The sequence below is a fragment of the Serratia sp. GW822-FHT06D09 genome (genome assembly GCF_058799515.1).
Map to the genome: position 1 here is coordinate 561,148 of NZ_JBXALO010000001.1, position 26,981 is coordinate 588,128.

The 26,981-nt window shown below is 55.8% G+C and carries 23 protein-coding genes; 11 read left to right on the forward strand and 12 right to left on the reverse strand.

All coding sequences use genetic code 11. The features are described from left to right. Positions 1–186: 186 nt before the first annotated feature. From AC1RKG_RS02575 to AC1RKG_RS02585, 3 genes are read right to left on the reverse strand one after another with little or no spacing between them, the layout of a single operon-like run. Positions 187–1,485: a c-type cytochrome gene (locus AC1RKG_RS02575; RefSeq protein WP_493181935.1), complete on the reverse strand. Its 1,299-nt coding sequence runs from the start codon at positions 1,483–1,485 to the stop codon at positions 187–189. Further along, positions 1,482–3,764, reverse strand: a complete 2,283-nt coding sequence (locus AC1RKG_RS02580; RefSeq protein WP_128865253.1) for a xanthine dehydrogenase family protein molybdopterin-binding subunit — start codon at positions 3,762–3,764, stop codon at positions 1,482–1,484. Before AC1RKG_RS02580 ends, AC1RKG_RS02575 begins: the two co-directional genes overlap by 4 nt. Further along, complete coding sequence (locus AC1RKG_RS02585) at positions 3,761–4,234, reverse strand: (2Fe-2S)-binding protein (protein ID WP_046373499.1); 474 nt, start codon at positions 4,232–4,234, stop codon at positions 3,761–3,763. Before AC1RKG_RS02585 ends, AC1RKG_RS02580 begins: the two co-directional genes overlap by 4 nt. 725 nt (positions 4,235–4,959) lie before the next feature. Between AC1RKG_RS02585 and AC1RKG_RS02590 the strand changes: the two genes are divergently transcribed. From AC1RKG_RS02590 to AC1RKG_RS02620, 7 genes are all read left to right on the forward strand, one after another. Then, positions 4,960–5,910: a 2-hydroxyacid dehydrogenase gene (locus AC1RKG_RS02590; RefSeq protein ID WP_493181936.1), complete on the forward strand. Its 951-nt coding sequence runs from the start codon at positions 4,960–4,962 to the stop codon at positions 5,908–5,910. Between the two features lie 91 nt (positions 5,911–6,001). Continuing rightward, positions 6,002–7,309 carry an MFS transporter gene (locus AC1RKG_RS02595; protein ID WP_128865250.1) on the forward strand — a complete coding sequence of 436 codons (1,308 nt, stop codon included), beginning with the start codon at positions 6,002–6,004 and terminating at the stop codon, positions 7,307–7,309. Positions 7,310–7,398: 89 nt separating this feature from the next. After that, complete coding sequence (locus AC1RKG_RS02600; protein ID WP_020826964.1) at positions 7,399–8,133, forward strand: MurR/RpiR family transcriptional regulator; 735 nt, start codon at positions 7,399–7,401, stop codon at positions 8,131–8,133. Between the two features lie 136 nt (positions 8,134–8,269). Further along, positions 8,270–9,706, forward strand: a complete 1,437-nt coding sequence (locus AC1RKG_RS02605; RefSeq protein ID WP_187961322.1) for a 6-phospho-beta-glucosidase — start codon at positions 8,270–8,272, stop codon at positions 9,704–9,706. Positions 9,707–9,918: 212 nt separating this feature from the next. After that, the gene (gene pcaH / locus AC1RKG_RS02610) at positions 9,919–10,647 is read left to right on the forward strand and encodes a protocatechuate 3,4-dioxygenase subunit beta (RefSeq protein ID WP_493181937.1); all 729 of its coding nucleotides are present in this window, start codon (positions 9,919–9,921) and stop codon (positions 10,645–10,647) included. Continuing rightward, positions 10,647–11,270 (forward strand): protocatechuate 3,4-dioxygenase subunit alpha, encoded by a 624-nt coding sequence (pcaG, locus tag AC1RKG_RS02615; protein ID WP_142816406.1) that lies wholly within the window; start codon positions 10,647–10,649, stop codon positions 11,268–11,270. The genes pcaH and pcaG overlap by 1 nt, the downstream gene beginning before the upstream one ends. A gap of 95 nt (positions 11,271–11,365) precedes the next feature. Beyond that, on the forward strand, positions 11,366–12,301 hold the full coding sequence (locus AC1RKG_RS02620; protein WP_122079415.1) for a LysR substrate-binding domain-containing protein: 936 nt from the start codon (positions 11,366–11,368) through the stop codon (positions 12,299–12,301). On the opposite strand, the gene pcaC is transcribed toward AC1RKG_RS02620, so the two are convergent. From pcaC to AC1RKG_RS02660, 8 genes are all read right to left on the reverse strand, one after another. After that, positions 12,298–12,687 carry a 4-carboxymuconolactone decarboxylase gene (gene pcaC / locus AC1RKG_RS02625; protein ID WP_262244150.1) on the reverse strand — a complete coding sequence of 130 codons (390 nt, stop codon included), beginning with the start codon at positions 12,685–12,687 and terminating at the stop codon, positions 12,298–12,300. The genes AC1RKG_RS02620 and pcaC overlap by 4 nt on opposite strands. Next, on the reverse strand, positions 12,677–14,044 hold the full coding sequence (locus AC1RKG_RS02630; protein ID WP_130015773.1) for a 3-carboxy-cis,cis-muconate cycloisomerase: 1,368 nt from the start codon (positions 14,042–14,044) through the stop codon (positions 12,677–12,679). The genes pcaC and AC1RKG_RS02630 overlap by 11 nt, the downstream gene beginning before the upstream one ends. A 207-nt stretch (positions 14,045–14,251) precedes the next feature. Continuing rightward, positions 14,252–15,178, reverse strand: coding sequence for a substrate-binding domain-containing protein (locus AC1RKG_RS02635; RefSeq protein ID WP_020826966.1), 927 nt, complete (start codon positions 15,176–15,178; stop codon positions 14,252–14,254). A gap of 161 nt (positions 15,179–15,339) precedes the next feature. Next, the gene (locus AC1RKG_RS02640) at positions 15,340–16,455 is read right to left on the reverse strand and encodes a Gfo/Idh/MocA family protein (protein ID WP_493181939.1); all 1,116 of its coding nucleotides are present in this window, start codon (positions 16,453–16,455) and stop codon (positions 15,340–15,342) included. An 11-nt stretch (positions 16,456–16,466) separates the two neighbouring features. Then, the gene (gene iolG, locus AC1RKG_RS02645) at positions 16,467–17,462 is read right to left on the reverse strand and encodes an inositol 2-dehydrogenase (RefSeq protein ID WP_493181941.1); all 996 of its coding nucleotides are present in this window, start codon (positions 17,460–17,462) and stop codon (positions 16,467–16,469) included. Between the two features lie 22 nt (positions 17,463–17,484). Next, entirely contained in the window at positions 17,485–18,465 is a 981-nt protein-coding gene (locus tag AC1RKG_RS02650; protein ID WP_493181943.1) for a hydroxyacid dehydrogenase, read from the reverse strand. 1 nt (position 18,466) lies between these two features. Next, positions 18,467–19,282 (reverse strand): HpcH/HpaI aldolase family protein, encoded by an 816-nt coding sequence (locus AC1RKG_RS02655; RefSeq protein WP_493181944.1) that lies wholly within the window; start codon positions 19,280–19,282, stop codon positions 18,467–18,469. Between the two features lie 9 nt (positions 19,283–19,291). Next, positions 19,292–20,725: an NAD-dependent succinate-semialdehyde dehydrogenase gene (locus AC1RKG_RS02660; protein WP_020826971.1), complete on the reverse strand. Its 1,434-nt coding sequence runs from the start codon at positions 20,723–20,725 to the stop codon at positions 19,292–19,294. Between the two features lie 355 nt (positions 20,726–21,080). Between AC1RKG_RS02660 and AC1RKG_RS02665 the strand changes: the two genes are divergently transcribed. From AC1RKG_RS02665 to AC1RKG_RS02680, 4 genes are all read left to right on the forward strand, one after another. Beyond that, positions 21,081–22,022 (forward strand): MurR/RpiR family transcriptional regulator, encoded by a 942-nt coding sequence (locus tag AC1RKG_RS02665; protein ID WP_493181946.1) that lies wholly within the window; start codon positions 21,081–21,083, stop codon positions 22,020–22,022. A 152-nt stretch (positions 22,023–22,174) separates the two neighbouring features. Beyond that, positions 22,175–24,019, forward strand: coding sequence for a 3D-(3,5/4)-trihydroxycyclohexane-1,2-dione acylhydrolase (decyclizing) (gene iolD, locus AC1RKG_RS02670; RefSeq protein ID WP_493181947.1), 1,845 nt, complete (start codon positions 22,175–22,177; stop codon positions 24,017–24,019). A gap of 14 nt (positions 24,020–24,033) precedes the next feature. Beyond that, positions 24,034–24,948: a myo-inosose-2 dehydratase gene (gene iolE / locus AC1RKG_RS02675; RefSeq protein ID WP_128865241.1), complete on the forward strand. Its 915-nt coding sequence runs from the start codon at positions 24,034–24,036 to the stop codon at positions 24,946–24,948. Continuing rightward, complete coding sequence (locus AC1RKG_RS02680) at positions 24,945–25,757, forward strand: SDR family oxidoreductase (protein ID WP_165366478.1); 813 nt, start codon at positions 24,945–24,947, stop codon at positions 25,755–25,757. Before iolE ends, AC1RKG_RS02680 begins: the two co-directional genes overlap by 4 nt. 42 nt (positions 25,758–25,799) lie before the next feature. Here AC1RKG_RS02680 and AC1RKG_RS02685 read toward each other — a convergent pair whose 3' ends face one another. Beyond that, complete coding sequence (locus tag AC1RKG_RS02685) at positions 25,800–26,978, reverse strand: 4-hydroxybenzoate 3-monooxygenase (RefSeq protein ID WP_493181950.1); 1,179 nt, start codon at positions 26,976–26,978, stop codon at positions 25,800–25,802. Positions 26,979–26,981 lie beyond the last annotated feature (3 nt).

A 26,981-nucleotide genomic window follows, 5' to 3' on the forward strand; every position in this document is an offset into this window, starting at 1 on the left:
ATTAACGTATTCGCCCTGGCCGGCAAGAGCTGTTATTTATTTAACCAGACACGGGAGGGGTTAACGATGGCACGCTACGTGTGGAATGACCGACTGAAGCAGAGCATCCGTTTCAGTTACTGGAATGAGCTGTGCGTTATTGACGATAACGGGGCCTTGGTGGCCCCGGTTCTCAAGCTAATGGCTCTATTTTTCCGCCGTTTGATCGCGTAAGTGACTGACCTGCGCTTGCAGCTCGGGCCACGGCGCTTTCCCCGCATAGTTTTGCCGCAGATAGTTAAGCAATTCGGCGATCTGCCTGTCGTTCAGGTTATGGCGAAATGCCGGCATATAGCCCAGGTTGCTATTGGCCGGCCGTTGAATGCCGTCCAGCACCACCCGAATGGCATTGTCCGGCTTATCGGTATACAGGTTGGTGTTCAGCGCCAGTGAAGGTCGAACGCCGATCAGCTGAGCCCCCTTTTCCTGAGCATGGCATGCCATACAGGCACCGGAGAAAATACGTGCACCTTCCGTGGTTAACGGCTCGGTCCGCGACTCGGCCCATTCATTCAAACGTTTGGCTTCCGTCACCTTAGACTCGCTCGGATGATAAGTGCGCAGATAGGTGGCTATGGCCTGCAAGTCTTGCTCCGGCAACCGCGAAAGCCCCTCTTCGATCACCGGCGCCATCGGCCCGGCTGCCACGCCGTGATTTGCCGAATACCCGGTGCGCATAAAGCTGAGCAAATCATCTTGTGTCCACTCCAGCGGTGCCAAAGAGCTGCCGGTTAGCGACGGAGCAGTCCAGTCTTCCGCCACGCCGCCGCTCAGGTGCTCGGCGCCGCCTTTCTCGCCAAACATCAGGTTGCGCGGCGAGTGGCAGGCGCTACAGTGGCCAAGGCCTTCGGTCAGATAGGCTCCGCGATTCCATTCGGCGCTTTGTGTCGGATCGGCCTTCATGGCGCCAGGCTTGAGGAACAGCCAGTTCCAGGTGACGATGCCCTGGCGAATGTTAAACGGAAAACTCAACTCGGTGGCCGGCGGCTGATATTTCACGGCCGGTTGCGACATCAGGTAGGCGTACAAGGCCTGCAGATCTTCATCGCTGGTGCGGGTAAACGCCGTGTAGGGAAAGGCCGGGTAGAGATAGTGCCCTTCGCGATCAACCCCATGACGCATCGCTCGTTCAAAGGCGGCATACGACCATTTCCCAATGCCGGTGTCGTTATCCGGAGTGATATTGGTGCTGTAAATGGTACCGAACGGAATCTCCATCGCCAATCCGCCGGTATTGCGCTCGCCGCCGGGCCGGGTATGGCACACCGCGCAGTCGCCGAGATCGGCCAGCACTTTCCCTTGGGCGATCTGTTGCTGACTAAAAACGTGATGATCCTTTTCCTCCAGCGGCGCTATTTCTGATTGCCAGCTGGCTATCGCCCCAATGACCACGGCGGCAACGACCGTCAGACAGCCCCAGCCGGCGATTTTCTTTATGCTGCTCATAGTGACTTATCCCTTTCTGCGCTGCCGGAAGCCTGCTGTTTTAACGCCTTTACCACTCGCTCAGGGGTAAAAGGTACCTCTCGCAGACGCACGCCCAGCGCGTCGAACAACGCATTGGCGATTGCCGCTGCGCTCGGCACCGAGGCGGATTCTCCTGCCCCCATAGAGGGTTCATCCGGATAGTCCAGCAGTTGGATATCAACCTGCGGTAACTCGTCAAACCGCAGGATCGGATAACCGCCCCAATCCAGCGACGTCACGGACGCAGAGTCAAAGGTGACGAACTCTTTCAGCACCCGGCTGGCGGACTGAATGATATTGCCGTGCACCTGGTGACGAACCCCTGCCGGGTTGATGATGCGGCCGCAGTCATGGGCAACGAAGATTTTATCCAGCTTGATCTGACCGCTGTGGCGATTAACGCTGAGATCGCACACCCAGGCCGCCCAGGCGGCACCAAACCCAGGGAATTTACTGTGGAAATAACGCGCATAGGCAAAGCCGCGTCCCGTCACCCATTCAGGATCGCCGGACACCGGGCTGCGGTAGGCCGGGCCATCCTGCCAATTGGCCTGCTTTTTCAACGCTTGAATCAGCGCCACGGCACGCGGATCTTTCAGATATTGCAGGCGGAACGCGATCGGATCCTGCCCGGCTCGCCACGCCAGTTCATCAATCCAGGATTCGTGGGCGAACACGTTGGGTAACGCCGAGACCCCACGCATCCACGAAGCCCGCACAATCGGCGCCGCGTCCTGGCACACTACCCGCATATTGGGATATTCATATTGGGGAATGGCGGTTCTGTCCCCCATCTGCTGCACGTCTGCCCGATTGGGCACTTTACCGGCCAGTACCAGTGACAACGTCACAGCATTGTTTGAAGGGTAGCTGGTTTTCAGTTCGTAAGCCGCCACCTGATTGTGCTCATCCAACCCGCCGCGGACTCGCATCAGTTGCCCGGTGCCCTTGGGCTCCCAACCCGCCTCTTGTTCACGCATCAACTGCACCCTGACCGGCTTGCCGGTGGCCTGCGATAACAGCGCAGCGTCAGCGGAGACGTCATCGGCACAGTTGCGACCGTAGCAGCCGGAGGCTTCCATGCGATTGATATGGACCTGCTCTGGCCGCCAATCGAGCAAATGAGCGATGTCCTTACGCAAATCGTGAGGATTTTGCGTGCCAGACCAGATTTCTGCGCGATCGCGACCGACGTCGGCCACCGCACAGGACGGGCCGATCGACGCGTGTTGATGGTAAGGCCAGACGTAATCAGCATTGACCTCGGTATGCAACGAGGCCAAAGCGGCATCGACCCCGGCATCATCACGCAGCACGCGATCGGTTTTGGGGTTTTCCACCAGGGCCTTATGCAATCCTGTAAGCGAAAGATCGGGTAAACCGGACCAGGGACGCCAGACGGTTTTCAGTTGCCGCATGGCGGCAATCGCCTGCTCTTCGCGTTCGGCGACGATACCGATGAAATCGTTAATCACCACCAGTTTTACGATGCCAGGCAAATGGGCAATGGAGTCATGGTCAACCGACAACAGGCCGCTGCCCAACGGGGCGCTGCTGTCGGCGCCGATATAAGGCGGGCGCACCACTCTGCCATGCAGCATGCCCGGCAGGCGAAGGTCATGCACATAGGTCAGTTGGCCGGTCACCTTGGCCGGGATATCCACCCGCGGCACCGCCTTGCCCACGTAACGGCTCTCCGCCACGCTCTTCAATCTGATGGTTTTATCCAGGGCCACCTGTAAATTTTGCCCGCGGGCCAGTTCACCATAGCTCAGACTGACGTTGGGTTTATCCCTCGCAAATACCCGGCCATTTTCAGCCTGCAGGCGTTCCAGCGGTAACGCAAAGGCCTTTGCGGCCAGCGCCAGCAGCAATTGCCGCACCTGTGCGGCTGCCTGGCGCAGCGGTATAGCGGTCACCTGAATCGTGGCGCTGGCGATGGTCGGCCCCTGATCCGGCGTGCGCTGGGTGTCACCCAAAATCACCGTAACGTGCTCGAAAGGTACGCTGATTTCATCGGCAACAATCTGTGCCAATGCGGTGCGAATACCGGTGCCGAGATCCACATGGCCGTTAAATGCGGTGACACGGCCATCGGCGGTCAGGCCGATAAAGCTGTCCACGCGATCGAGCGGCAGATCGCCGCCTACCACTGGCGTCGTTGCCAGGGCATTAAGCGACACAGGCAACAGGCTGCTGACCATTACCAGGCCACCGGCCTGCAACAGGCGGCGGCGCGTTATTTCCAGGCGGCTCATGCTTGCCCCCTTTCCGCCAACAGCTGACGGGCTTTGGCGGCAGCACGCAGGATCTCAATATGGGTGCCACAGCGGCACAGGTTATAAGCCAGCTCATTTTTGATTTCTTGTTCATCTGCCTGCGGGTTTCGCTCAAACAGAGCAACCAGCGTCATGATCATACCGTTGGTGCAATAACCGCACTGCGCGGCCTGCTCATCGATAAAGCCTTGTTGAACCGGGTGCAGTTGCCCCGCCTCGCTCAGGCCTTCCAGCGTGGTAACGGATTTGTTGAGGGCACCGCTCAGCGGCAGCGAGCAGGAACGGGCGGCAACGCCGTCGATCAGTACCGTGCAAGCACCGCACTCCCCGAGGCCACAGCCATATTTGGGGCCATTCAGGCCCAGATCGTTGCGTAACACGTAGAGTAGCGGCGTTTCGGGTGAAATGGCGCCCAGCGCGACCATCCGGCCGTTTATTTTTATTTCCATGGTGAATACATATCCTTAACCAAACGGATTTCTCCGTAATATCACTGCGGTGAATAATTCGCAGCATGCTAATTATAATCATTAAAAGACTTTCTAATGTTAAGGGTATGTAGTGCCAATTGCTTTAACGAAAAGTGGGTATTTATCATCAATTTCGAGTGGCATTAGAGCAGGACGTATTGATTGCGCACCCGTCGTTGACGGAAGGATCTACCGCGTACGGTCTGCTGGCGACCAACGTGGAAACCCGTGCCGTGCATGAAACTGAGAGGAAGTAAGTGGCTGATTATTTATCTATTAATTCGACTAACTAAGCCATATTCGGCATTTCACACCCGAAAATATTTTGCTTATCATCATGATCTGTCTCTGAGGTTTGCTTCAGGGCCTGTCTACCGGAATTTTTGTCCTTGTTTTGTTCGTCGTGAACGCTCGGCCGCACTCAGGTGCGGCTTTTCTTTTTGTTGCCTCCCCCCGCTTGTTACGCACCCATGTTACCCATCCGTTAAATGACCAGGATCTGCGCACTCAGCCTGATTTTCGCTCGCAATACGGTAGTTTTTGCTGCTCTTCCCCGGTGACAGCAACCCTTTTCCTTCCGTCGATCACATTACGGGTAACACAGTTTTTTAACACTCTTCAGCGTGATATCTGTCGCAAAACCGCCTGCCGAAAACCGCTTTTATAGCAATACGAAGTAACGCTATTTATTGACAGGTGAAACCATGACGACCTCTACATCCAATGAAGTGCTGTTGATTGCCCCAGTAATGGATAACCTGCTGGCCCGCCTTGAGGCAGCCTTTGTGGTACATCGGTTATATGAACAAGAGGATGCGGCCGCTTTTCTGGCCGAAAAAGGTGCGGCCTTCCGTGCGGTCGTCACTCGGGGGGATATTGGGGTCGAGACGCCAGTGCTTGAACAATTACCCAACCTCGGGCTGATTGCGGTATTCGGCGTAGGCACTGACGCGATTGATCTGAATTACACCCGTAAACACGGCATTGCCGTCACCATCACCTCCGGCGCCTTGACGGAAGACGTGGCGGATATGGCTCTGGGATTGTTGCTGGCTACCGCTCGTCAGCTGTGCCACAACGATCGTTTTGTGCGTGAAGGTCGCTGGCTGAAAGAGGCGCCGGGCCTGTCGGTGCAGGTCAGCGGCAAACGGCTGGGCATTTTCGGCATGGGCAATATCGGCCGCGCCATCGCCCAACGCGCCGCCGGTTTCAATATGCGTATCCAATACGCCAGTCGCACCCAGGACAGTTCGCTGCCCTATCGCTATTTCCCAGATCTGCTGGCTTTAGCGCGGGAAAGCGACTTCTTTATCATTGCTATTTCCGGCGGTAAAGACAGCGTCGGCCTGGTGGACAAGGCGGTATTCGACACCCTGCCTTCCCATGCCCTGGTGATTAACATTGCTCGCGGCAGCATCGTTAATGAACCCGACCTGATTACCGCCCTGCAAAGTGGCGCCATCGCCGGTGCCGGGCTCGACGTTTATGCCCACGAACCCGAGGTTCCTGCAGAACTGATCGCCATGGAAAACGTGGTGCTGCAACCGCATATCGCCAGCGCCACCCAGGAAACCCGGCAAAAGATGAGCGATATCGTGTTTACCAACGTTGAAGCTTTCTTCAACCGGGCGCCGCTGCCCCACGCCATCGAGTAACTGACGCGTTTTCTTTTCGATTTTATTACCGCCGAATCACAGAACCTCTTCATTGAGAGGTTCTCCCTGCGCCCTGTAAAGAGAGATCGCCATGGATAATAAAATACCCAACACCCGCTGGCTGCGGGTTATTGCCCCGATCCTGATCGCCTGCATCATTTCCTTTATGGACCGGGTTAATATCAGTTTTGCGCTGCCCGGCGGCATGGAGAGCGATTTGGGCATTACCAGCCAGATGGCCGGGCTGGCCAGTGGCATCTTTTTTATCGGTTATCTGTTTTTGCAGGTTCCCGGCGGACGCATCGCGGTCAACGGCAGCGGCAAGCGCTTTATTGCCTGGTCCCTGTGCGCCTGGGCGGTGGTGTCAGTCGCGACCGGCTTTGTCACTAACCACTATCAACTGCTGGTATTACGCTTCGTATTGGGCATCTCTGAAGGCGGTATGTTACCGGTAGTGTTAACCATGATCAGCAACTGGTTCCCGGAAAAAGAACTGGGCCGCGCCAACGCCTTTGTCATGATGTTCGCCCCATTGGGTGGCATGCTCACCGCCCCGATCTCTGGCGCCATCATTAACGCATTCGACTGGCGTTGGTTGTTTATCATCGAAGGCCTGTTGTCGCTGGTGGTATTGGCCGTGTGGTGGCTGCTGATCAGCGACCGCCCACAGGAAGCGCGCTGGCTGCCGGCCCGTGAGCGTGACTATCTGATAACCGAACTAACGCGCGAACGGCAAGAACGCAGCAAACTGCAACCGGTCAGCAAAGCACCACTGAGAGATGTCTTCCGTAACAAGGGCTTGATGAAGCTGGTGCTGCTGAACTTTTTCTATCAAACCGGCGACTACGGCTACACCCTGTGGCTGCCCACCATTTTAAAAAACCTGACCGGCGGTAACATGGCCTCGGTCGGCTTCCTGGCAATCTTGCCGTTTGTCGCGACGCTGTTGGGGATCTACCTGATTTCAGTGCTCACCGATAAAACCGGCAAACGCCGCCTGTGGGTGATGGTTTCATTGTTCTGCTTTGCTGCGGCGCTACTGGCTTCGGTGGTGCTGCGTCATAACGTGGTGGCGGCCTACATTGCGTTGGTAGTGTGCGGCTTCTTCCTCAAAGCCGCCACCAGCCCGTTCTGGTCCATGCCTGGGCGTATCGCCTCGGCGGAAGTGGCCGGGGGCGCTCGCGGCGTGATTAACGGCCTCGGCAACCTGGGCGGCTTCTGCGGGCCTTATCTGGTAGGGGTGATGATCTACCTCTATGGCCAGAACGTGGCGGTATGCGGTCTGGCAGTCTCACTGATCATCGCCGGAATCATCGCCTGGCGTTTGCCGAAGGAATGTGACCTGATCGGCAGTGAACCGACGCACGACAAACTGCTGGACAACGCCAAACGGGCCTGAATAACAACGAAAACCACGAGCGGGCTACGGCAAAATTTGCTATGTTAGCCCGCTGATTAAGGTCTGTTGTTACTCGCTGGATTAGGTCTATGTTTACCCATAAAGCAATCGCCGAACTCAATGCGCTGGAATTGTTGGTTTATAACTACATCACCAAAAACAAGAACCCGGTGATGTATATGACCATCCGCGAACTGGCCGAGGCCGCCGGGGTATCCACCACTACCGTACTGCGCTTTTGCAAGAAAATGGGCTGCGACGGCTACTCCGAATTTCGCATCCGCTTCAAGCTGTATCTTGAGCAGACCGAAGCACCGCCGATGGATTTTGGCACCAGCGAAATCATCAGCTTTTTTAAAAGCATTAATAACGACGAATTTAATCAACTGTTAGATCAGGCGGTGCAGCATATTGCCGCTGCTGAGCGCATTATTTTCGTCGGCGTCAGCACCTCCGGAGCATTGGGGAAATACGGCGCGCGTTTCTTTTCCAACGTTGGAAAATTCAGCACCCATATCGACGACCCTTATTATCCCATCAATAGCGACATGTATAAAAGCGCGGTCGCAATAATACTTTCGGTGTCTGGAGAGACCGAAGAAATTTTGCGCCTCGCCAGCCAGTTCAGCCTGCACCACTGCAAAATCATCAGCATCACCAACAACGAAACCTCCTCGCTGGCACGCATGGCGGACTTTAACCTCTCTTACCACGTTCCCCCGCAGTTGATCGCCGGGCAACACAATATCACCACCCAGATCCCGGTTATTTACATTATCGAAACCATCGGCAAGCGGCTAGGGCATATTAATTACGCAAAATAAAACAACCTGTTTTTTTAATGTGACACGTCACCTGAGTGGTGATTTGTTATATCGTGACATTCAATTCCAGCTTGCTACTATATTCTCATTCCGGCAGTTCAGTGCTTTCTGATAATAATCCGATGAGAAACCTACGATGAAACAACAACAGTTACCGAAAGATTTTCTGTGGGGCGGCGCCGTGGCGGCGCACCAGGTTGAGGGCGGTTGGGATCAGGGCGGCAAAGGCCCAAGCATTGCCGACGTTCTGTCGGGCGGCTCTCACGGTGTGGATCGCGTTATGACCGACGGCGTGCAGGAAGGCTATCGTTACCCTAATCACCAAGCGGTGGACTTTTACGGCCGTTACAAGCAGGACGTGGCGCTATTCGCCGAAATGGGCTTCAAATGCTTCCGCACCTCTATCGCCTGGACGCGTATCTTCCCGAATGGCGATGAGCATGAGCCAAACGAAGCCGGTCTGCAGTTTTACGACGATTTGTTTGATGAACTGCTGAAATACAATATCCAGCCGGTGATCACCCTGTCCCATTTTGAAATGCCTTATCACCTGGTGAAGGAATATGGCGGCTGGAAGAACCGGAAGGTGGTCGATTTCTTCGTACGCTTCAGCGAAGTGGTGCTGCGCCGTTATCAGCACAAAGTGAAATACTGGATGACCTTTAACGAGATCAACAACCAGAGCAACTACCAGTATCCGCTGTTTGGCTACTGCTGCTCCGGCGTGGTGTATACCCAGGAAGAGAACCCGGAGCAGACGCTGTATCAGGTCTTGCACCATCAGTTTGTTGCCAGCGCCCTGGTAGTGAAACTCGGTCACCAGATTAACCCGGAATTCCAAATTGGCTGCATGCTGGCCTGCGTCCCCTTCTACCCGTACTCCTGCAAACCGGACGACGTCATGTACAGCGTCGAAGCCATGCACTCGCGCTACCTGTACACCGACGTACAAGTGCGCGGCTACTATCCGTCGTACCTGCTGCGTGACTGGGAGCGCAAAGGCTTCAAGATTGAGATGCAACCGCAGGACGAACAAACCCTGCGCGAAGGTTGCGCGGACTACATCGGTTTCAGCTACTACATGAGCAACGCCCTGCAGGCCGATGCGGTGAGCAGCGACAACGAGATGTTCAGTTTCCCCGGTAACGTCCCGAACCCGCATGTCAAAGCCTCCGACTGGGGCTGGCAAATTGACCCGGTCGGGCTGCGTTATTCGCTGAACGTGCTGTACGAGCGTTACCAGAAACCGCTGTTTATCGTTGAGAACGGCTTCGGTGCATTCGACAAGGTAGAGGCTGACGGCCAGATCAACGATGATTACCGTATCGACTATCTGCGCGCGCACATCGAACAGATGAAAAAAGCGGTCATCGAAGACGGCGTGGACCTGATTGGTTACACCCCGTGGGGCTGCATTGACTGCGTGTCCTTCACCACCGGTGAATACGGCAAGCGTTACGGCTTTATCTACGTCGACAAACACGATGATGGCACCGGCACCCTCGAGCGCTCGCGCAAAAAGAGTTTCGACTGGTACCGCACCGTGATCGCCAGCAACGGCGAACAGCTTTAATCAGGGTGCATTTCGTCAGGGCGGTTTTACCGCCCTTTTTTACGCCGCATGCATAACCTTAGGTTAAGTAAAGAACCGCTAAATTTCACTTTATCGTAACACTCTGGCTTGCGAGACTCAGACGGGGGAATGACATTCACGCCCCTTCGCGCTGACAAAACAATAAAACAGATCAGCCCTCTGCACCCTGCCTACGCCATGAGGATTTCCGCATGAGCCAGATTAACGAACTGTATCAACGTAACTACGAACTGCACCCGCCGGTGCTGGTGCCGGAATACAAAACCAGCGTGTTGCGCTCACCGAAAAACGCGCTGATATCGCTGCAAAATTCACTGTCGGAGATCACCGGTCCGGTGTTCGGCCAGCATGAACTCGGCCGACTGGATAACGACCTGATCCTCAATTACGCCAAACAAGGTTTCCCGATTGGCGAACGGATTATCGTGCACGGCTACGTGCGCGATGAAAACGGCCTGCCGATGCGCAATGCGCTGGTCGAAGTGTGGCAAGCCAACGCCGGTGGGCGTTATCGCCATAAAAAAGACCAGTATCTGGCACCGATCGATCCCAATTTCGGTGGCTGTGGACGGGTGTTGACCGACGATAACGGCTATTACTTTTTCCGCACCATCAAACCCGGCCCCTATCCCTGGCGCAACCGGGTCAACGACTGGCGTCCGGCCCATATTCACTTCTCGCTGTCCGGGGACGCCTTCGCCCAACGCTTAATTACCCAGATGTACTTCGAAGGCGATCCGCTGATTGCCAGTTGCCCGATCGTCCGCGCCATCAAAAATGACGATGCGGTGCGCACCCTGATCGCCGGATTGGACAAAACCGCCTCGGTGCAACTGGACAGCCTGGCCTACCGTTTCGATCTGGTGTTGCGCGGCTACCGCGCCACCTTGTTTGAAAACCGCCTGCAGGGGAAAGCATGATGCCACTACCGTATCTGCCGGAAACGCCGTCACAAACCGCCGGGCCTTATGTGCATATCGGCCTTGCGCCGCTGGCGGCCGGCTTCGAGATTTTCGAAAACAACTTCGGCCACGTGTTGACCCAGCCGGAGACCCAGGGACAACGCATCACTCTGGAGGGCCGGGTGTTCGACGGCAGCGGGACGCCGATCCGCGACGTGCTGCTGGAGATTTGGCAGGCCAACGCCCATGGCCGTTACAACCACCCAAGCGATCTGCAACAGCACAAACCGCTCGATGCCGCGTTCCGTGGCTGGGGGCGCAGCTGTTCCGACTTCGACACCGGGCTCTATCGGTTTGAAACCGTCAAACCGGGCGCCGTTTGTGGCCGTGACGGGCGAATGATGGCACCGCACATCAACCTGTGGATCGTCGCACGCGGTATTAATCTTGGATTACATACCCGGCTGTATTTTGCCGATGAGGCTGCGGCCAACCAGCAGGATCCGGTGTTGAATCTGATTGAGCTGGAGGTGCGGCGTAAAACGCTGATTGCGCAGCCTGAGCGTCGGGGCGAAGAGTGGGTTTACCGGTTTGATATTGTGATCCAGGGCGAAGGTGAAACGGTGTTTTTCGATCTCTGATGCTCCGGGAGTGCGGCCGCAGGAATTTGCACGCCAGTACAAATATGCGGCCGCCGTCACTTGTTACCTCTGAGGAAAACTTCCTACACTGAGGTATGAAAAAATCCAATTTATTTATTCAGCGCATGCGCTTACGCCACATCAACGGTTTTGTCGCCGTCGCGCAAGAGCGTTCGCTAAGCCGGGCCGCCGAAAAACTGAATCTGAGCCAACCGGCGCTGTCAAAAACGCTCACCGAACTGGAAGCCCTGACCGGTAACCGGTTGCTGGTGCGCCATCGACAGGGCACGCTGCTGACCGAACAGGGCGAGCAATTTCTTGGTTATGCCACACGGGTGTTGGAAGCCTTGACCGCCGCCGGGCATGCGCTCGATCGGCTCGAGGACGCACCGGCCAAAATGTTACGCATCGGTACCCTACCCACCACCGCGCTGGGCATGCTGCCACAGGCCATCGGGCAGTACCAACAGGCGCATCCTTATTCACGAATCCAGGTGGTCACCGGCACCAACACCGGGTTGCTGGCTCAGCTTAAGGCCGGTGAGATTGACGTAGCGATAGGCCGAATGGCGGATCCGGAAATGATGAGCGGGCTGGCTTTCGAACTGTTGCTGCTGGAATCGTTGCTGATGGTGACCCGACCTGGCCATCCGCTGCTAAGCGAAACCGTCACCCTTGAGCGGGCGCTGAGTTATTCCGCCATCGTCTCGCCAAAAGGCACGGTGCCGCGCCACAATACCGAGAATTTGCTGTCGACGCAGGGATTCAGCCTGCCCGCCCAATATATTGAAACGCTTTCCGCCTCGCTGGCGCGTCAAATGACGCTGCAATTTGACTATGTGTGGTTTGTGCCGTCCAGCGCGGTGAAAACCGATATCGCCACCGGCCAGTTGGTGCCCTTGCCGCTGCCCACCCAGGGCATGGAGGAAGCGGTGGGCATTCTGACTCGCAACGACGGCCAACCAAGCGAGGCGGTACTGGCGTTCATCGCGACGGTGCGCCATATTGCCGGCGCAGTGAGATCGGCTTAGTCAGTCTGCGTATCCTGTTCGGCAAACACCTCCGTCGCCAGATGAAACGCCGAGTTCGCCGCCGGCAAACCACAGTACAGCGCGCTCTGCATCAGCACTTCCTTAATTTCCTCGCGAGTCACGCCGTTGTTCACCGCCGCTTTCAGGTGCATGCGCAGTTCAGCCTCGCGATTAAGGGCGATCAGCATGGCAATGGTGATCAGGCTGCGGGTATGACGCGCCAGCCCGGGGCGGGTCCAGATCTCGCCCCAGGCATAGCGGCTGATAAAGTCCTGAAACTCTTCATTCAACGGGGTGAGTTGACTGAGAGTTCGATCCACATGTGCGTCCCCCAAGACCGCCCTGCGTACCTCAATACCCTGCTGATAACGTTGTTCATCCTTCATGACTATGGACTCCTGAAGTTAATTCCGTGGCCTGTTGCAGCACCCGCTGGGTAAAGATCCGCGCACTGCCGAGATATTGCTGCGGATCCAGCAATTCATGAAGCCGTTGCGCCGTTAAATTCGCCATGACGACCGGATCGTCCAACAACACCTCCAGCAACGTGAGCCCCTGCGCCAGCGCCTGATGGCACTGTTTTTCAATGTGATGATGCGCTTGCTGACGGCCAATAGTCTCACCCAGGGCCATCGTCACCGCTTCCGCCATGATCAACCCGTCGGTTAACTTCAGGTTATGTTGCATCTGTTGGGGGAATACCTGCAGCCCGACAATCAAATCAGCTGCGGTGTGCAAGGCACCTGCCGCCAACATCACCAGCTGCGGCAGGCTTTCCCACTCTGCATGCCAGCCACCCAGACCGCGTTCATGCTCCTGTACCATGGCGGCATAAAGCCCTCCCACCAGCGCCGGAACCCGATTGGCCGCCGCAAGGATCACCGCGCAAGCAACCGGATTACGCTTGTGCGGCATGGTAGAAGAACCGCCGCGCCCCGCGGCCGTCGGTTCGGCCACTTCCGCCACTTCGGTTTGGGTCAGCAAAGAGATATCCCGCGCCAACTTGCCCAGCGTACCGGTTAATCCGGCGTACCAGCCGGCAATTTCCAGCAGGCGATCGCGCTGACTGTGCCATGGCGTAGGGGCGGCGGTCAGTTGCAGGCCGGCGGCCAGCGCAGTCACCAGTTCTGCCCCCTGCTCACCCAACGAAGCCAGCGTGCCGGCGGCACCGCCCAACTGTAGCGTCAACACACGCGGTCGCATTTCTTGCAACCTCTGCCGAAAGCGCAACAGCGCATCCAGCGTCCCCGCCAGCTTTAAGCCCAGCGTGGTCGGCAAGGCATGCTGCATCCAGGTGCGTCCAACCAGCACGCAATCCTGATGACGGGTGATTTGCTGCACCAGCGCCGCCATCAGTCGATCCAGGTCGATAAGCGTTAATGCCAGTGCGTTTCGCAGTTGCAGCATCAATCCGGTGTCGAGAGCATCCTGACTGGTGGCGCCCCAATGCACGAAGCGAGCGGCATCAGCATCCTGCTGCGCCACCCGTGTCGTCAGTTGTTTAACCAGAGGGATCGCCAGATTACCGGCCTGCGCGGCCGCCTGCGCCAAGTCGGTCTCATCGAATAAGGCACTGTGGCAGGCTTCAGCGATCCGCTGGGCCGCCTCCTGGGGAATAATGCCAAGGCGGGCCTGAGCCGCAGCCAACGCCGCTTCGAAGTCCAGCATTCCCTGCAGCGTGGCGGCATCGCTAAAACAAGCCGTCACCGCTGATGACCGCAGCAACGGCGTCAGTAACTCCATATATCCTCCGGGCAAAAGCAATTTTCCCGATGATGGCGCGACGCCGCCGGCAGCGTCAACAACGATAAACGCTACCTTGGGCGATTATCGAAACATTGGCGATCTTTTTCTCAGTAATGCCAGCTGGTCGAGGATCCTGGCTGGGGGGATTCGGGAAAAAATGCGCTGGCGAATTCCGCGAACGCATTCTGCACTGCCATCGGTGGATTAAGGGGTCATAAACTTCTCATAGTTCTGGGGAGTAACCAGTTGGAAAGGAATAAAGTTCACATCCTTGATAGCTTCCCCCTTTGCCGCTTGCTCCGCCATATCGACCGCGCCGTAGGCCTGCGATTTGGCATCCTGGAACACCGTGACCGTCAGCATGCCCTTTTTTATCGCCTGCAGGCCATTTGGTCCGCCATCGGTTCCACCAATCAGAATATCTTTACCGACGCTCTTGCCATTACTTTTAATCGCCATAGCTGCGCCAATCGCCATTTCATCAGCATTAGAGGAAAGAATATCGATTTTGTCGCCTGACAATATCCAGTTGTTCATCAGATTCATGCCATCTTCACGCATCCATTTGGCCGTGTCCTCCAGAATGACGTGCATGTTGGGATTCTTGGCAATAATCTCTTTCGCCCCTTGGGTTCTAAAACGAGTGGCATCATTACTCAATAACCCTTTCATAATGGCGACATTGACGCTTTTACGATCCTTGACCAGCTCAGCCAGGTATTGCATCTGTAACCTGCCGGCTTCAATCTCGTCGCTGCCGATATAGCTGATGCCATTGCCCATGGTGGAATCCGAGGGCATACGGTTAAGATAAATCAGCGGTATTTTGGCCTTTCTGGCGGCCTCGGTAATATTTTTGGTGCCCTGGGTATCGACCGGATTAACAATAATCACGTCCACTTTCCCATTGATGAAACTCTGCACCTGACTCAGTTGCTTATCTACCGCCCCCTGGGCATCTTCAAACTGCAATTTTAGATCCGGGTGTGTTTTTGCTCTTTCGATAATGTAGCCACGTAACCTCGAGAGAAAAACATCATCCATTTGGGCGATGCTGACGCCAACCTGCACAGCAAATACCGAAGGGCTGAGCGAGAGCAATGAAAGACAGAGTAAGATAATTTTCTTCATAATCGTTTTCCCATTAATGGTGAATAGCGTGTAATTTCAGTACGAAGGGTTAATTATTTACTGCTATGACATTGCGTTGGCCTGTACGGCTTAGCTAACGCAGGTGACGCCGCCCGTACGTCAGAACATCCCAAAAGGAGCCTGCCATACGAACGGACTCGTCAAAGTGCGATCCAGTTTCGTTCCGCGGATGAGCGTACCGCAGCGTCCACCAGACGCTGTATTTCAACCGCCTCTTTAAAATCTGGCCCTTGTGTATCTCCCCGCTGAATTGACTGAATGAACTCAAGCATTTCAATGGTTTTTAGATCGTTGAACCCCAGTTGGTGCCCCGGAGCCGGACAAAAAAGCCCGTAAGGCGCGTGCTCCGGCCCGGCAACCAGCGTTTTAAAGCCGTTCAGGCCGCTAGTGCCGTCATAACGGAAATACTGGATTTCGTTAAAACGTTCCTGATTGAAGCTCAGGGCCCCCTGGGTACCGGTGACTTCAAACCCCAGCTGCATTTTATGGCCCGTGGCGACCCAGTTGGCCTCGATATGGCCACCGCAACCGCGGGCAAACCTCAAGGTCAGACGCGCAATGTCGTCAACCTCTACCGGTTTCAGCACCCTCGAACCCGCGCTTTCCGGCCGAGCTTTAATCACCGTATCGAGAGAGGCGAACACTTCGCTTACCGGGCCGAGCAAAAATCTGGCCATACCCAGAATATGGCTGCCCAAATCCGCCACCGCGCCGGCCCCTCCGGCCGGATCTAACCGCCACGACCAGGGGATTGCAGGATCCGCCATGAAATCCTCCGCGTGGATCCCCCTAAAGCCGGTAATCTCGCCTAAATCGCCGTTGGCTATCATCTGGCGGGCCAACTTCAGCAACGGGTTTTTAATGTAATTGAACCCCACCTGGGTGAAGACACCGGCTTTCTCTGCCGCAAGGCGCATTCGCTCAGCGGTCTCGCTGTCCGGTGCCAAGGGCTTTTCACAGTGCACATGTTTCCCCGCCGCGATGGCGGCAAGGGCCTGTTCGGCGTGAAACCTGTTTGGTGAGGTTATCGAAATAACATCAATATCCGGATCGTCGATCAGATCTTGCCAGCGTTGGGTCCAGCGCATAAAACCAAACTGCTGCGCGGCGCTTTCAGCCGCAGCGGCGTCAATATCCGCCACGCTGATTAATACCGGCTGAATATCACCGGAAAGCGTGGCAGCGGCACGCCAGGCTCTGGCGTGCGATTTCCCCATAAAGCCGGTGCCAATAAGTCCAATACCGATTTTTTGCATCGCCATTCTCCTCAATCCAGCGCCACAGCCGCATGAGAGTCTGCGGAAAGCTGAGCGGCATCCGCCAACCTCAGGGCCATGCAACCGTCATGCACCGTGATCGGCATAGGTGTGCCCTGCTTAATTGCCGAGATAAAAGCGTCTATTTCCAGCCGGTAGGCATCGCTATAGCGCTCCATGAAGAAGTTAAGCAATGGCCCACGCGCTTCGGTTTCTTGCTTGCTATAACGTCTAACCGGAGTCGCCCGCAGGTTGTCATTCAACAACATCCCCCCGGAACCGAACACCTCCATACGTTGGTCATAGCCATAGATTGCCTGGCGACTGCAGTTGATCTGGCACTGTTTGCCTGAGGCGGTGCGCAATTGCACCATTACAGTGTCATAATCGCCCAACGCCTCCAGTTCAGGGGCGAACAGACGGCTGCCGGTTGCAAACACCTCCACCGGCTCTTCGCCCAGGATCCAGCGGGCAAGGTCAAAATCGTGGATCACCATGTCGCGGAAAATTCCTCCCGAGTTTTTCAAATAGCCCATGGGCGCCAATCCAGGATCTCGACTGGTAACGATCACCTGATGAAGGTCGCCAATATCGCCATTGCGGATACGTTGGTTAATCTCACTAAACCCCAGATCAAACCGGCGATTGAAGCCCAGCATGACCTGACTGGCATGCTCGCCCAGTGCCCTTTGCGCCGCATACGCCTTGGTGATATCCAAGTCCACCGGCTTTTCGCACAGCACCGCCTTGCCGGCTTTAGCCGCGGCCAGCATCAGATCAATATGGGTATGCGTGGGTGTGCCTATGATGACGGCATCAATATCAGGGTTTTGAATGGCTTCAAGCGGGTCCGCTAACGCAACGCCCCCCCAGGCCGCGGTCAACGCTTGGGCATTTTCGATAACAGGGTCTGCAACAGCGGTAAGAAAAGCATCGTTATGACGAGCCACATTCGCCGCATGTACCTGACCGATACGCCCGGCACCGAGAATCGCAATTCTGATCATGACAGTCTCCATAAGAAGTCAGTTATTTATGGCCATGAAGCTTCAGGGCCTGCTGATTAACCACCAGTCCGCTCTCGAGCTGACCATTGAAAAAATCGAGGATATTGGAGGCGGCCGACACTGACATTCGCATCGCCGCCTCTGCAGTGAGCCCGGCAGAGTGTGGCGTGAGGATCAGCCGTTCAGTTTGCGCTAACAGTGTCGAACCCAGGTTTGCCGGCTCCTGTTTCAGCACGTCTAAACCGGCGCCGCCGAGATATCCGCTTTGCAAGGCTTCCGCGAGCGCCTCTTCATCGACAATTCCCCCTCGTGCGGTGTTGATCAACAGTGCACCCGGTTTCATCATCGCCAACTGCTGTCGGCCAATCAGCGGTTTCTCGTCACTGAGTGGAAGGTGAACAGTGACCGCATCGGCGGTCTTCAGCCCTGTGCTGATGTCACCCATTCGTTCAACGCCGAGCTGGGTAAACACCTCGTCTGGAAGATAGGGATCGTAGGCAGTAACCCGCATGCGGAAACTTTTAGCCAACCGGGCCACCTCCCTGCCAATACGGCCGAAACCCAGGATGAAAAGCGTCCTTCCGGCCATTTCCATCGCGGAAAACCCGTTGCGTCTGTTCCATTCACCTTCACGAATACTGCGGTCGAAGTAACAGAGACGCTTAGCCAAAGCCAACAGCAAGGAGAAGGTATGTTCAGCCACCGACAGTGAATTGACATCGCCGATAATGGTCAGTGGGATCTGTCGTTCGGTCAAAGCCGCCACGTCCACCGAGTCATAGCCCACGCCATGGCGCGAGACGATCCTGAGTCGCCGAGCCGTCTGGATTTCTTTCGCGCTCAAGGGTTGGGTGCGAATCAACAATGCATCGGCCTCGGCAAGATAAGGCGCGTAACTTTCCACGCTCACTTCCGCCACCAGCTGTACCGTAAAGCCAGGTGCGTTGCGTAAGATGGCCAAACCGGCATCGTGGATTTTTCCGGCCACCAGTACATGCGGCATTTCAGTACCCTCCCCGAACGGCGTGCTCTGCGTCTTTGACTTCGCCATTCAACTGACGAAACTGCGCCACGCTGGCTGAAGCCGCGGACCGCAGCAGTTGTACGTCGTTGGATACCGTCACCAGGTCAAAGCCCCATCCAGCGGCTTGCGCGGCATAGGCGGCAGTGCCGTTATGCAACCCTGCCTTCTTGCCTGCACGATGCGCCGTGGCCAGGATATGCTTTATGGCTTCGATGATTTCGGGCTCGTCTCGATCAAACCCGGTACGGTATTTTCGTCCGGTCAAGCCAAGCGTCAGATCCGCCGGGCCGATGTAAACGCCGTCCAGACCTGGCGTAGCCACAATGGATTCGATATTTTCAACGGCCTCGGCCGTCTCGATCATAGCCAGACAGACCACCTGCTCATCGGCAAATTGACCATAGTCCGCGCCGGCAGAAATCACCGCGCGGGTCGGGCCGAAACTCCGGCTGCCAGTGGGGGGATAACGCACGCAGGAAACCAGGGTGCGGGCCTGCTCGGCAGTGTTTACCATCGGGCAGATAATGCCCCAGGCCCCGGCATCCAGCGCTTTCATGATCATGCCCGGTTCGAGCCAGGGCACCCTGACCAACGGGGCTATACCGCTGGCGCGCATCGCCTGCAGCATATGGGTTGCCTGCTCGTAACCGACAAACCCATGCTGGAGGTCTATCGTGAGCGCATCGTACCCCTGCTCAGCCATAATCTCGGCGGTAAAGGCGCTGGCAACGCTCAGCCAGCCGTTCAACACCGTTTGCCCCTCATCCCAACGCTTTTTGACGTTATTGCGTTTCATTGCGGCTCCTTAAACCACGATCTGTGCAAGTTTGGTGTTCATGTAGTCGTGGATACCTTCTGAACCCCCTTCACGTCCCATACCGCTGGCCTTGATCCCCCCGAACGGCACTTCAGCCGCTGCCAGCGCATAGCTGTTGATCCCCACCATGCCGGACTCGAAGCGAGAAACGGCTTCGCGGATCCGAGCCGGATCTCGCGTAAAGGCATAGGCCGAGAGAGCAAAATTGGAATTGTTAACCCTGTCCCATAAGGCTTCGCTGTCGCTAAAAGAAGTGATTGCCGCAATGGGGCCGAAATTCTCCTCAGCCATTGCGAGCGCATCGTCGGGTAAATCGGCAATCACCGTGGGCGCATAAAAATAGCCCCCGCCAAGTTCAAGACGATGCCCGCCAGTCACCACTCTTCCGCCTTTGGCGCGCGCGTCGGTAACGATGTCTTCGATCGCGTGAAGCCGTTTCATGTTGATAAGCGGCCCCATGGTGGTGCCTTCATCGAGCCCATAACCCACATTCAGCTGGCTGGCTCGCCGAGCAAAGCCTTCCACAAAGGCCTGATAGCAGTGTTCATGAACATAAAAACGATCGCCGGTTACACACACCTGACCACTGTTGGCAAATTTCGTGGCAACTGAGAGATCTAGCGCTTTATCGATATCGGCGTCGTTAAAAATGACTACTGGCGCATTGCCGCCCAACTCCATGCTGAGCCGCTTGATGGTTGATGCAGAATCGCGGATCATCTGCCGACCGATTTGCGTAGAGCCAGTCAGGGAAACCTTCCTGACCGTTGGCGATGACATTAAAGGCCCATAGGTGGTTGCGGTCGGCCCCACCACCAGGTTGGCGACGCCGGCCGGCAGCCCAGCCTGACGCAAACATTCGAAGATCAGCATCGCGGAACCCGGTACTTCACTCGAAGGACGCAACACCACCGTACAGCCTGCGGCAAGTGCGGGGGCCAGTTTGCGAGCCACCAATACCACCGGGAAATTCCAGGCGGTGAACGCCGCCACCACGCCGATCGGCTCATGCAGGACTTCGCAGCGGCCTGCGGGAACGCGACTTTCGACAATTCGCCCATAGATGCGCCGCGCCTCTTCCGCATGCCAAATAAACTGATCGACAGACAGCTCCCATTCACGTTTTGCCTGCGCCAAGGGTTTGCCACTTTCTTTCGAAACCATCACTGCAGCTTCTTGCGTTATCGCCACCATGGCACGCGCTACCGCCTGAAGCAGATCCGCGCGTTGCCAGGCCGGTGTGTTTTTCCAGCCGGGAAATGCTCGATCGGCACAGTCCAACGCAACCAGCGTATCCACCGCAGACGCCGCCTTAATCTGACCCAACTCGCAGCCCTTGCCCGGGTCGATCACCGTTATCCTTTCGGTGCCACGGCCGGTACACCACTCACCGTTGATAAACTGTCCAAAATTGTCATACATGATGGGTTGTCCCTCAGCATTTTGCTTCGGCAGAGTGCCGCTAGAGCATCAATATTTGCAATACTAGACACACGGCAATAAAAGTTGCAACAACATCACTTTGGGCAAAAAATCATTATTAAAATCGATTTAAACTCATATATATCAAGACATTAAAAATTATTTTGGTTTGAAAATTTCAATGCGCACCCGTAATTGAAATAAATATTTTAGAGATGAATCACAAATCTCACGAAGAATTTTTCCCAGCCCAAGGCAAATGAGATAGAAATAATTGCATGTGAGTTTTACTTGCAATTTTTATTGCTGTAGCGTGCTGGAAAATGACTGGCTAATGCCTGGAAAGGAAATTCTGATGGTGAAAAAAACAGACCCAACTCTGGCCGCGCTGAAACCGCTACCTCATGACAATTACGAGCAGGTCGTCAACGAAATCACCCGACGCTATCCGCAGTTGTCGGAGCGCTATCAGCAGGCGGCACGCTACATAACCCAGAACCCCAATACGGTTGCTCTGGAGTCGATTAACGCCGTGGCGGCCAAATGCGGATTACATCCATCGGTGTTGGTGCGTTTTGCCCAGGCTTTTGGTTATAGCGGTTTTAAACAGATGCAGAGCGTTTTCCAGACGCGGTTGGCTACGGCAGCGCCCGGTTACAACGAGCGGATCACCGCACTGGAAAATGATCTGCGAAAAAATGATGAAAAAGGCAGCTTGGGTTTCCTGCAAAGTCTGGTCATTCGTGATATCGCAACGCTGCAGGAGTTATTGAATAACATCACCGAACAGGATCTCGATGAGACCGCCCATCTGCTGAAGGAGGCTGAAACTGTCTATATTGCCGGCCAACTGCGCTCGGAACCTGTCGCGTCGCTGATGCGGTACCTTTTAACCATGCTCAATCGTCGCGTGATACTGCTGGATGCTGCCGGGGGACTGGCACCGCAAATGGCCAACAATATGCGGGAAAATGATGTGCTTATTGCCGTAGCATTTCGCCATTACGCGAAAGAAGTGATCGCCATTGCGGATGATGCCGGTGCGCGTGGCATCCCTATTGTGGCCATTACTGACAGTCAGCTTTCACCACTGGCGAAAAGTGCAAAAGTGCTGTTTACCATACCGGAAGAAGAATACAGTTTTTCGCGATCTCTGGCGGCGCCGGTGTGTCTGGCGCAGAGCATTGCGATGGCATTGGCTGCGGCATTACAGCCGGAAAAAGCCCAGCCCTGCATTGAAACCATTACCGAGCGTGAAAAGCGCACTGAGGGGAACCGCAAGCGTCATCGCAGTTGAGTCACGTTTAAAACAGACTTCTGCCCTGTCGGGATGGGAGTCTTGTCGTTTGAATTTGCAATTTTTATTGCCAATTAAAATAAATAGCAATTTAAAATGCAAAAAAAAATAATCATGCTGCTTTCAGGCGTCCAATCCGAATGGGGGAAGATATGGCCAAGATTCGTTGTACAGCGGCTCAGGCAGTCGTTCGTTATCTGAGCAACCAGTTTACGGAAATCGAGGGCGAACGCGTCCCGCTTTTTCCCGGCGTGTATGGGATTTTTGGCCATGGCAACGTCACCTGTCTGGGTGAAGCGCTGGAAGCAGTTCAGGATATATTGCCAACCTGGCGCGGCCAAAATGAACAATCGATGGGTTTTGCGGCTATTGGTTTTGCCAAGGCGATGGTTCGCAGGCAGATCATGGTGGTTACCGCGTCGATCGGGCCGGGTACCGCCAACCTGCTAACCGCTGCCGGCGTCGCGCACACCAGTCGTTTGCCCATGCTGATGATTTGCGGCGACAGCTTTGCGCGGCGGCATCCGGATCCGGTAATGCAACAGATCGAGCATTTCAACGATCCGACACAAACCATCAACGATGCTTTCAAAACGGTAAGCCGCTATTGGGACCGCATCACCTATCCTGAACAAATCATGTCCTCGCTGCCGCAGGCCGTGGCCACCATGCTGGATCCGGGCGACTGCGGCCCGGCCTTTATCGGCATGTGTCAGGACGTGCAGGAAATGGCCTGGGATTACCCGGAAGCCTTTTTCGCCCCGCAGTTGCATCTGATGCCTCGTCCACGGCCCGATCGCCTTCAGCTTGCTCACGCAGCACAATGCCTGATGAACGCCAAACGCCCATTGATTGTCTCTGGTGGAGGCGTGCGCTACTCTCAGGCCGAAGCTGAACTGGAGGCTTTCGCGGTTCGCCATGGCATACCCGTCGTGGAAACCATTGCCGGTAAAGGCGCTTTTACGCATGACCACCCTATCCATATGGGGCCGATTGGTATTCTTGGCTCCACCTCAGCCAATGAGTTGGCTTCCCGAGCCGATGTCGTGGTCGCCATAGGAACCCGGTTGATGGATTTCGTCACCGGCTCATGGACGGTATTCGATCAACAGGCACAGTTCATTTCACTCAATGCTGCGCGCTTTGATGCGCATAAACACCGCGCTATTCCGCTGGTGTGCGATGCCCGTGAAGGGATTATCGAGCTAAACCATGCACTGGGCGAATGGGTGGCCGCGCCCGCCTGGTTGGCTAAGGGACGAGCGGCTTTTGCTGACTGGAACGCACTGATTGCAAAAACCCAAGAACCTGGAGTCACCGCCGATGTCCCCAGCTACGCCCAGGTGATCGGCGTGGTGAATGCAGTGGCGGCGCCGGAAGATTACATCATCAGTGCCGCCGGCGGGCTGCCTGGCGAGTTGGTGAAAGGCTGGCGTGTCAAAGATCCCGGCACCTTCGATTGCGAGTTCGGTTTTTCCTGTATGGGTTATGAGCTCTCTGCAGGCTGGGGAGCCGCAATGGCGGGCAAAAAACAGGATGTCTTCGTCATGATTGGGGACGGCACCTACATGATGATGAACTCAGATATCTATTCGAGCGTACTGTCCGGTCATAAATTTATTTTACTGGTGTGCGACAACGGCGGTTATGCGGTGATCAACCGTTTGCAGAACGCCAAAGGCGGTGCTTCCTTCAATAACCTGTTGAAGGATTGCCGCGTCAAAGAGCCTTTCCCGGTGGATTTCGTCGCCAATGCCGAGTCGATGGGGGCTTATGCCCGCAAGGTGACCTCGCTCGAACAGCTTGAAGACGCCCTTAAATGGGCCAAAGGCAACGATCGTACCACGGTAATTTCCATTGCCACCGACGCCCACCACTGGACGCCCGGAGATGCATGGTGGGATGTCGGCGTGCCGGAAGTGAGCGAGCGCGAGAGCGTTAACCAGGCGCATCGCGAACATCTCGAAGGACGCAAAAATCAGCGTATCGGCATTTAAAGAAGGGGCAGAACATGGTTCTTAAAGCAAAGCTTGGCATCGCGCCTATCGCTTGGTCGAATGACGATCTCCCTCAGCTAGGAGGTGAAACCTCGTTGGCAACCTGCCTGTTTGAAAGCCACCTTGCGGGGTTTCAGGGCGTTGAAACGGGCGGCAAATTCCCAAAAACCAGTGAGGAGCTCAAACCTACCCTGAAATACTTCCAGCTTGAACTGGTCTCGGGATGGTATTCGGGCACGCTGCTTGATAACAGCCTGAACGAAGAAATCAGCCGCTCGCTGCCACAAATGCAACTTTTCCGCGACTGCGGTGCCGCCTGCCTGGTTTACGGAGAAACTGCCGGTACCATCCAGAACCGGCAGAACGTCCCCCTGGCTGAACGACGTCGGTTGTCCGACGCAGAAATCAGCGAGTACGGCGACAAACTGTCTCGATTCGCCGCCTTCTGCAAGGATTTCGGCGTGCCGCTCGCCTTCCATCATCATATGGGCACGGCAATTGAAGATGAACAGGATATTGACCGCTTAATGGCGGCAACCAGTAAAGACGTTGGCCTGTTATTTGATACCGGACATTTGGTGTTCGCTGGCGTGGACCCTGTCAGGGTGCTGGAAAAACATGGCGATCGCATCATCCATGTGCATACCAAAGATGTCCGTTCGGATGTGCTAAACGGTATCGACCGCCATAAAGACTCTTTTCTGGATGCCGTATTGAAGGGGGTTTATACCGTACCGGGTGATGGATCCATCGACTTCACCGCCGTCATTAATAAGCTTGCCGCTATAGGTTATCAGGGATGGTTTGTGGTTGAAGCCGAACAGGATCCGGCCAAAGCGCCGCCCCTTGAGTATGCCCGTCTCGGCTATAACACCCTGTGCAAAGCGCTCAGCGCGGCAGGCTATCGCTATACAGAAGGAGATATATGATGGATCAGTTAGTCGGAAAAGTGGCCGTCATCACCGGTGGCACGCAGGGGTTGGGGGCCGCAATCGCGCGCCATTTTAGCCAGCAAGGGGCTGCTGGAGTGATTATTTGCGGAAGAAACCAGGCAAAAGGCGCAGAAATCGCTGAGAGGTTAAATGCAGAAACTGACACCCCAGTGATTTTTGTACGCGCCGATTTATCTTCCGTGGAAGACTGTCGCCGGGTTATCGCTAAAACAGATGAATTATTTGGCCGCGTCGATGTTCTGGTCAACGCCGGGGGCATGACCGATCGCGGCACCATCATCGATACGGCACCCGAGCTGTTCGACAAGATGTTTGCCACCAATGTTCGCGGGCCGTTTTATCTGATGCAAGAGTCGATAAAAATTATGCGTCGTGAAAATACGGCGGGCAGCATTGTTAACATCTGTTCCATGTCAGCGTTGGCCGGGCAGCCTTTTATCTCCGCCTACTGTTCGTCGAAAGGTGCATTGGCTACGTTGACACGCAACACCGCCTACGCCCTGTTACGCAACCGGATCCGCGTCAATGGTCTGAACATCGGGTGGATGGCATCCGAAGGGGAAGACCGCATAATGAAGCAATATCATGGTGCCGAGGATAACTGGCTGGAAAAAGCCGCCGCCGAGCAACCTTTTGGTCGTTTGATTCAGCCAGAAGAAGTGGCACGTACCGTCGCTTTCCTGGCCAGCGATGAATCCGGCCTGATGACCGGTTCTATCGTTAACTTCGATCAGTCAGTCTGGGGGGGCTACGATCAAACGGCATCCCCCTCCGCCCCGCTGTGATCCCTTCCACCATGGCGGGCTCCGGCCAGCCATGGTGTTCACTCACATCATCTGAAAGGGCGAACCGACGTAGTTTTCCGCCAGCACCGTCATGGCGCTGCGTGACTTCACGGTGTATTGCAGTTCCGAAAGCTGCAGGCGTTGCTGGAATGCGCTGTCGTTCTGGTGGGTGTGCAGCATATTGGTCATCCACCAGGAAAAATGCTCGGCGCGCCAAACCCGTTGCAGGGCATCATCGCTGTAGCTGTCCAGTCGCCGCCAGCTCTTATGCCGGTAAAATGCCTCAAGCGCCTGCGACAACAGGCAGACGTCCGCCATTGCCAGGTTCAACCCCTTTGCCCCGGTCGGCGGCACGATATGCGCCGAGTCCCCGGCCAGCAGCAGGCGCTTGCAGCGCATAGGCTCAGTGACGAAGCTGCGCATGCCAACCACGTTTTTCTGGAAGATACGTCCCTTTTTCAGCGACCAGCCATCGTGATTTTCCAGCCGGCTTTCCAGTTCGTTCCAGATGCGATCGTCTGACCAGTGGTCAACATTCTCCGCCGGATCACACTGGAAATACATGCGCTGCACGCCCGGCGAACGGGTGCTGATCAGCGCAAATCCGCGTGAATGTCTGGCGTAGATCAGTTCGTCGCTGGACGGCGGCGCGTCCACCAAAATGCCGAACCAGCCGAAGGGATAAACCCGGGTATAGTCCTGACGCAGCCCACCGGGCATCGCGGCCCGGCTGATGCCATGGAACCCGTCGCAACCAATGACAAAATCGCAGTCAAGCCGTCGTTGTTCGCCGTTGTGGCGGTAATGTACCTGCGGCCTTTCGCAGTCCAGCCCCTTCAGTGCCACCTCCTCCACCTCAAAATGGAGTTGCCCCTGCGCGGCCTGCCGTGCGGCAATCATATCTTTCAGCACCTCGTGCTGAGCATAAACGGTGATCGCCCGATCGGTCAGTTCCGTCAAGTCGATCCGGTATTGTTGGCCACCAAATGCCAGCCGGATGCCATGATGTTGCGCCCCTTCTCTGCGCATGCGTTCACCCAGCCCGGTTTGATTGAGCAAATCCACCGTTCCCTGTTCGAGTACCCCGGCGCGAATGGTCGATTCCACCGCCTGTTGGCTGCGTGACTCCAGCACTACCGACTCGATGCCTTGCAGATGCAGCAGGTGCGACAACATCAATCCGGCTGGACCGGCACCAATAATCGCTATTTGTGTCCGCATGAT

What these genes read in the sequence shown, in the direction of transcription:
- pcaH (WP_493181937.1), top strand. Translation starts at nt 9,919, where the DNA reads ATGAGCCAGATTAACGAACTGTATCAACGTAACTACGAACTGCACCCG.
- AC1RKG_RS02635 (WP_020826966.1), bottom strand. Translation starts at nt 15,178, where the DNA reads ATGAAGAAAATTATCTTACTCTGTCTTTCATTGCTCTCGCTCAGCCCT.
- AC1RKG_RS02630 (WP_130015773.1), bottom strand. Translation starts at nt 14,044, where the DNA reads ATGGAGTTACTGACGCCGTTGCTGCGGTCATCAGCGGTGACGGCTTGT.
- AC1RKG_RS02575 (WP_493181935.1), bottom strand. Translation starts at nt 1,485, where the DNA reads ATGAGCAGCATAAAGAAAATCGCCGGCTGGGGCTGTCTGACGGTCGTT.
- AC1RKG_RS02595 (WP_128865250.1), top strand. Translation starts at nt 6,002, where the DNA reads ATGGATAATAAAATACCCAACACCCGCTGGCTGCGGGTTATTGCCCCG.
- AC1RKG_RS02640 (WP_493181939.1), bottom strand. Translation starts at nt 16,455, where the DNA reads ATGCAAAAAATCGGTATTGGACTTATTGGCACCGGCTTTATGGGGAAA.
- AC1RKG_RS02600 (WP_020826964.1), top strand. Translation starts at nt 7,399, where the DNA reads ATGTTTACCCATAAAGCAATCGCCGAACTCAATGCGCTGGAATTGTTG.
- AC1RKG_RS02655 (WP_493181944.1), bottom strand. Translation starts at nt 19,282, where the DNA reads ATGAAACGCAATAACGTCAAAAAGCGTTGGGATGAGGGGCAAACGGTG.
- AC1RKG_RS02580 (WP_128865253.1), bottom strand. Translation starts at nt 3,764, where the DNA reads ATGAGCCGCCTGGAAATAACGCGCCGCCGCCTGTTGCAGGCCGGTGGC.
- iolE (WP_128865241.1), top strand. Translation starts at nt 24,034, where the DNA reads ATGGTTCTTAAAGCAAAGCTTGGCATCGCGCCTATCGCTTGGTCGAAT.
- AC1RKG_RS02620 (WP_122079415.1), top strand. Translation starts at nt 11,366, where the DNA reads ATGAAAAAATCCAATTTATTTATTCAGCGCATGCGCTTACGCCACATC.
- AC1RKG_RS02590 (WP_493181936.1), top strand. Translation starts at nt 4,960, where the DNA reads ATGACGACCTCTACATCCAATGAAGTGCTGTTGATTGCCCCAGTAATG.
- AC1RKG_RS02680 (WP_165366478.1), top strand. Translation starts at nt 24,945, where the DNA reads ATGATGGATCAGTTAGTCGGAAAAGTGGCCGTCATCACCGGTGGCACG.
- pcaC (WP_262244150.1), bottom strand. Translation starts at nt 12,687, where the DNA reads ATGAAGGATGAACAACGTTATCAGCAGGGTATTGAGGTACGCAGGGCG.
- iolD (WP_493181947.1), top strand. Translation starts at nt 22,175, where the DNA reads ATGGCCAAGATTCGTTGTACAGCGGCTCAGGCAGTCGTTCGTTATCTG.
- pcaG (WP_142816406.1), top strand. Translation starts at nt 10,647, where the DNA reads ATGCCACTACCGTATCTGCCGGAAACGCCGTCACAAACCGCCGGGCCT.
- AC1RKG_RS02685 (WP_493181950.1), bottom strand. Translation starts at nt 26,978, where the DNA reads ATGCGGACACAAATAGCGATTATTGGTGCCGGTCCAGCCGGATTGATG.
- AC1RKG_RS02660 (WP_020826971.1), bottom strand. Translation starts at nt 20,725, where the DNA reads ATGTATGACAATTTTGGACAGTTTATCAACGGTGAGTGGTGTACCGGC.
- AC1RKG_RS02665 (WP_493181946.1), top strand. Translation starts at nt 21,081, where the DNA reads ATGGTGAAAAAAACAGACCCAACTCTGGCCGCGCTGAAACCGCTACCT.
- iolG (WP_493181941.1), bottom strand. Translation starts at nt 17,462, where the DNA reads ATGATCAGAATTGCGATTCTCGGTGCCGGGCGTATCGGTCAGGTACAT.
- AC1RKG_RS02605 (WP_187961322.1), top strand. Translation starts at nt 8,270, where the DNA reads ATGAAACAACAACAGTTACCGAAAGATTTTCTGTGGGGCGGCGCCGTG.
- AC1RKG_RS02585 (WP_046373499.1), bottom strand. Translation starts at nt 4,234, where the DNA reads ATGGAAATAAAAATAAACGGCCGGATGGTCGCGCTGGGCGCCATTTCA.
- AC1RKG_RS02650 (WP_493181943.1), bottom strand. Translation starts at nt 18,465, where the DNA reads ATGCCGCATGTACTGGTGGCCGGAAAAATCCACGATGCCGGTTTGGCC.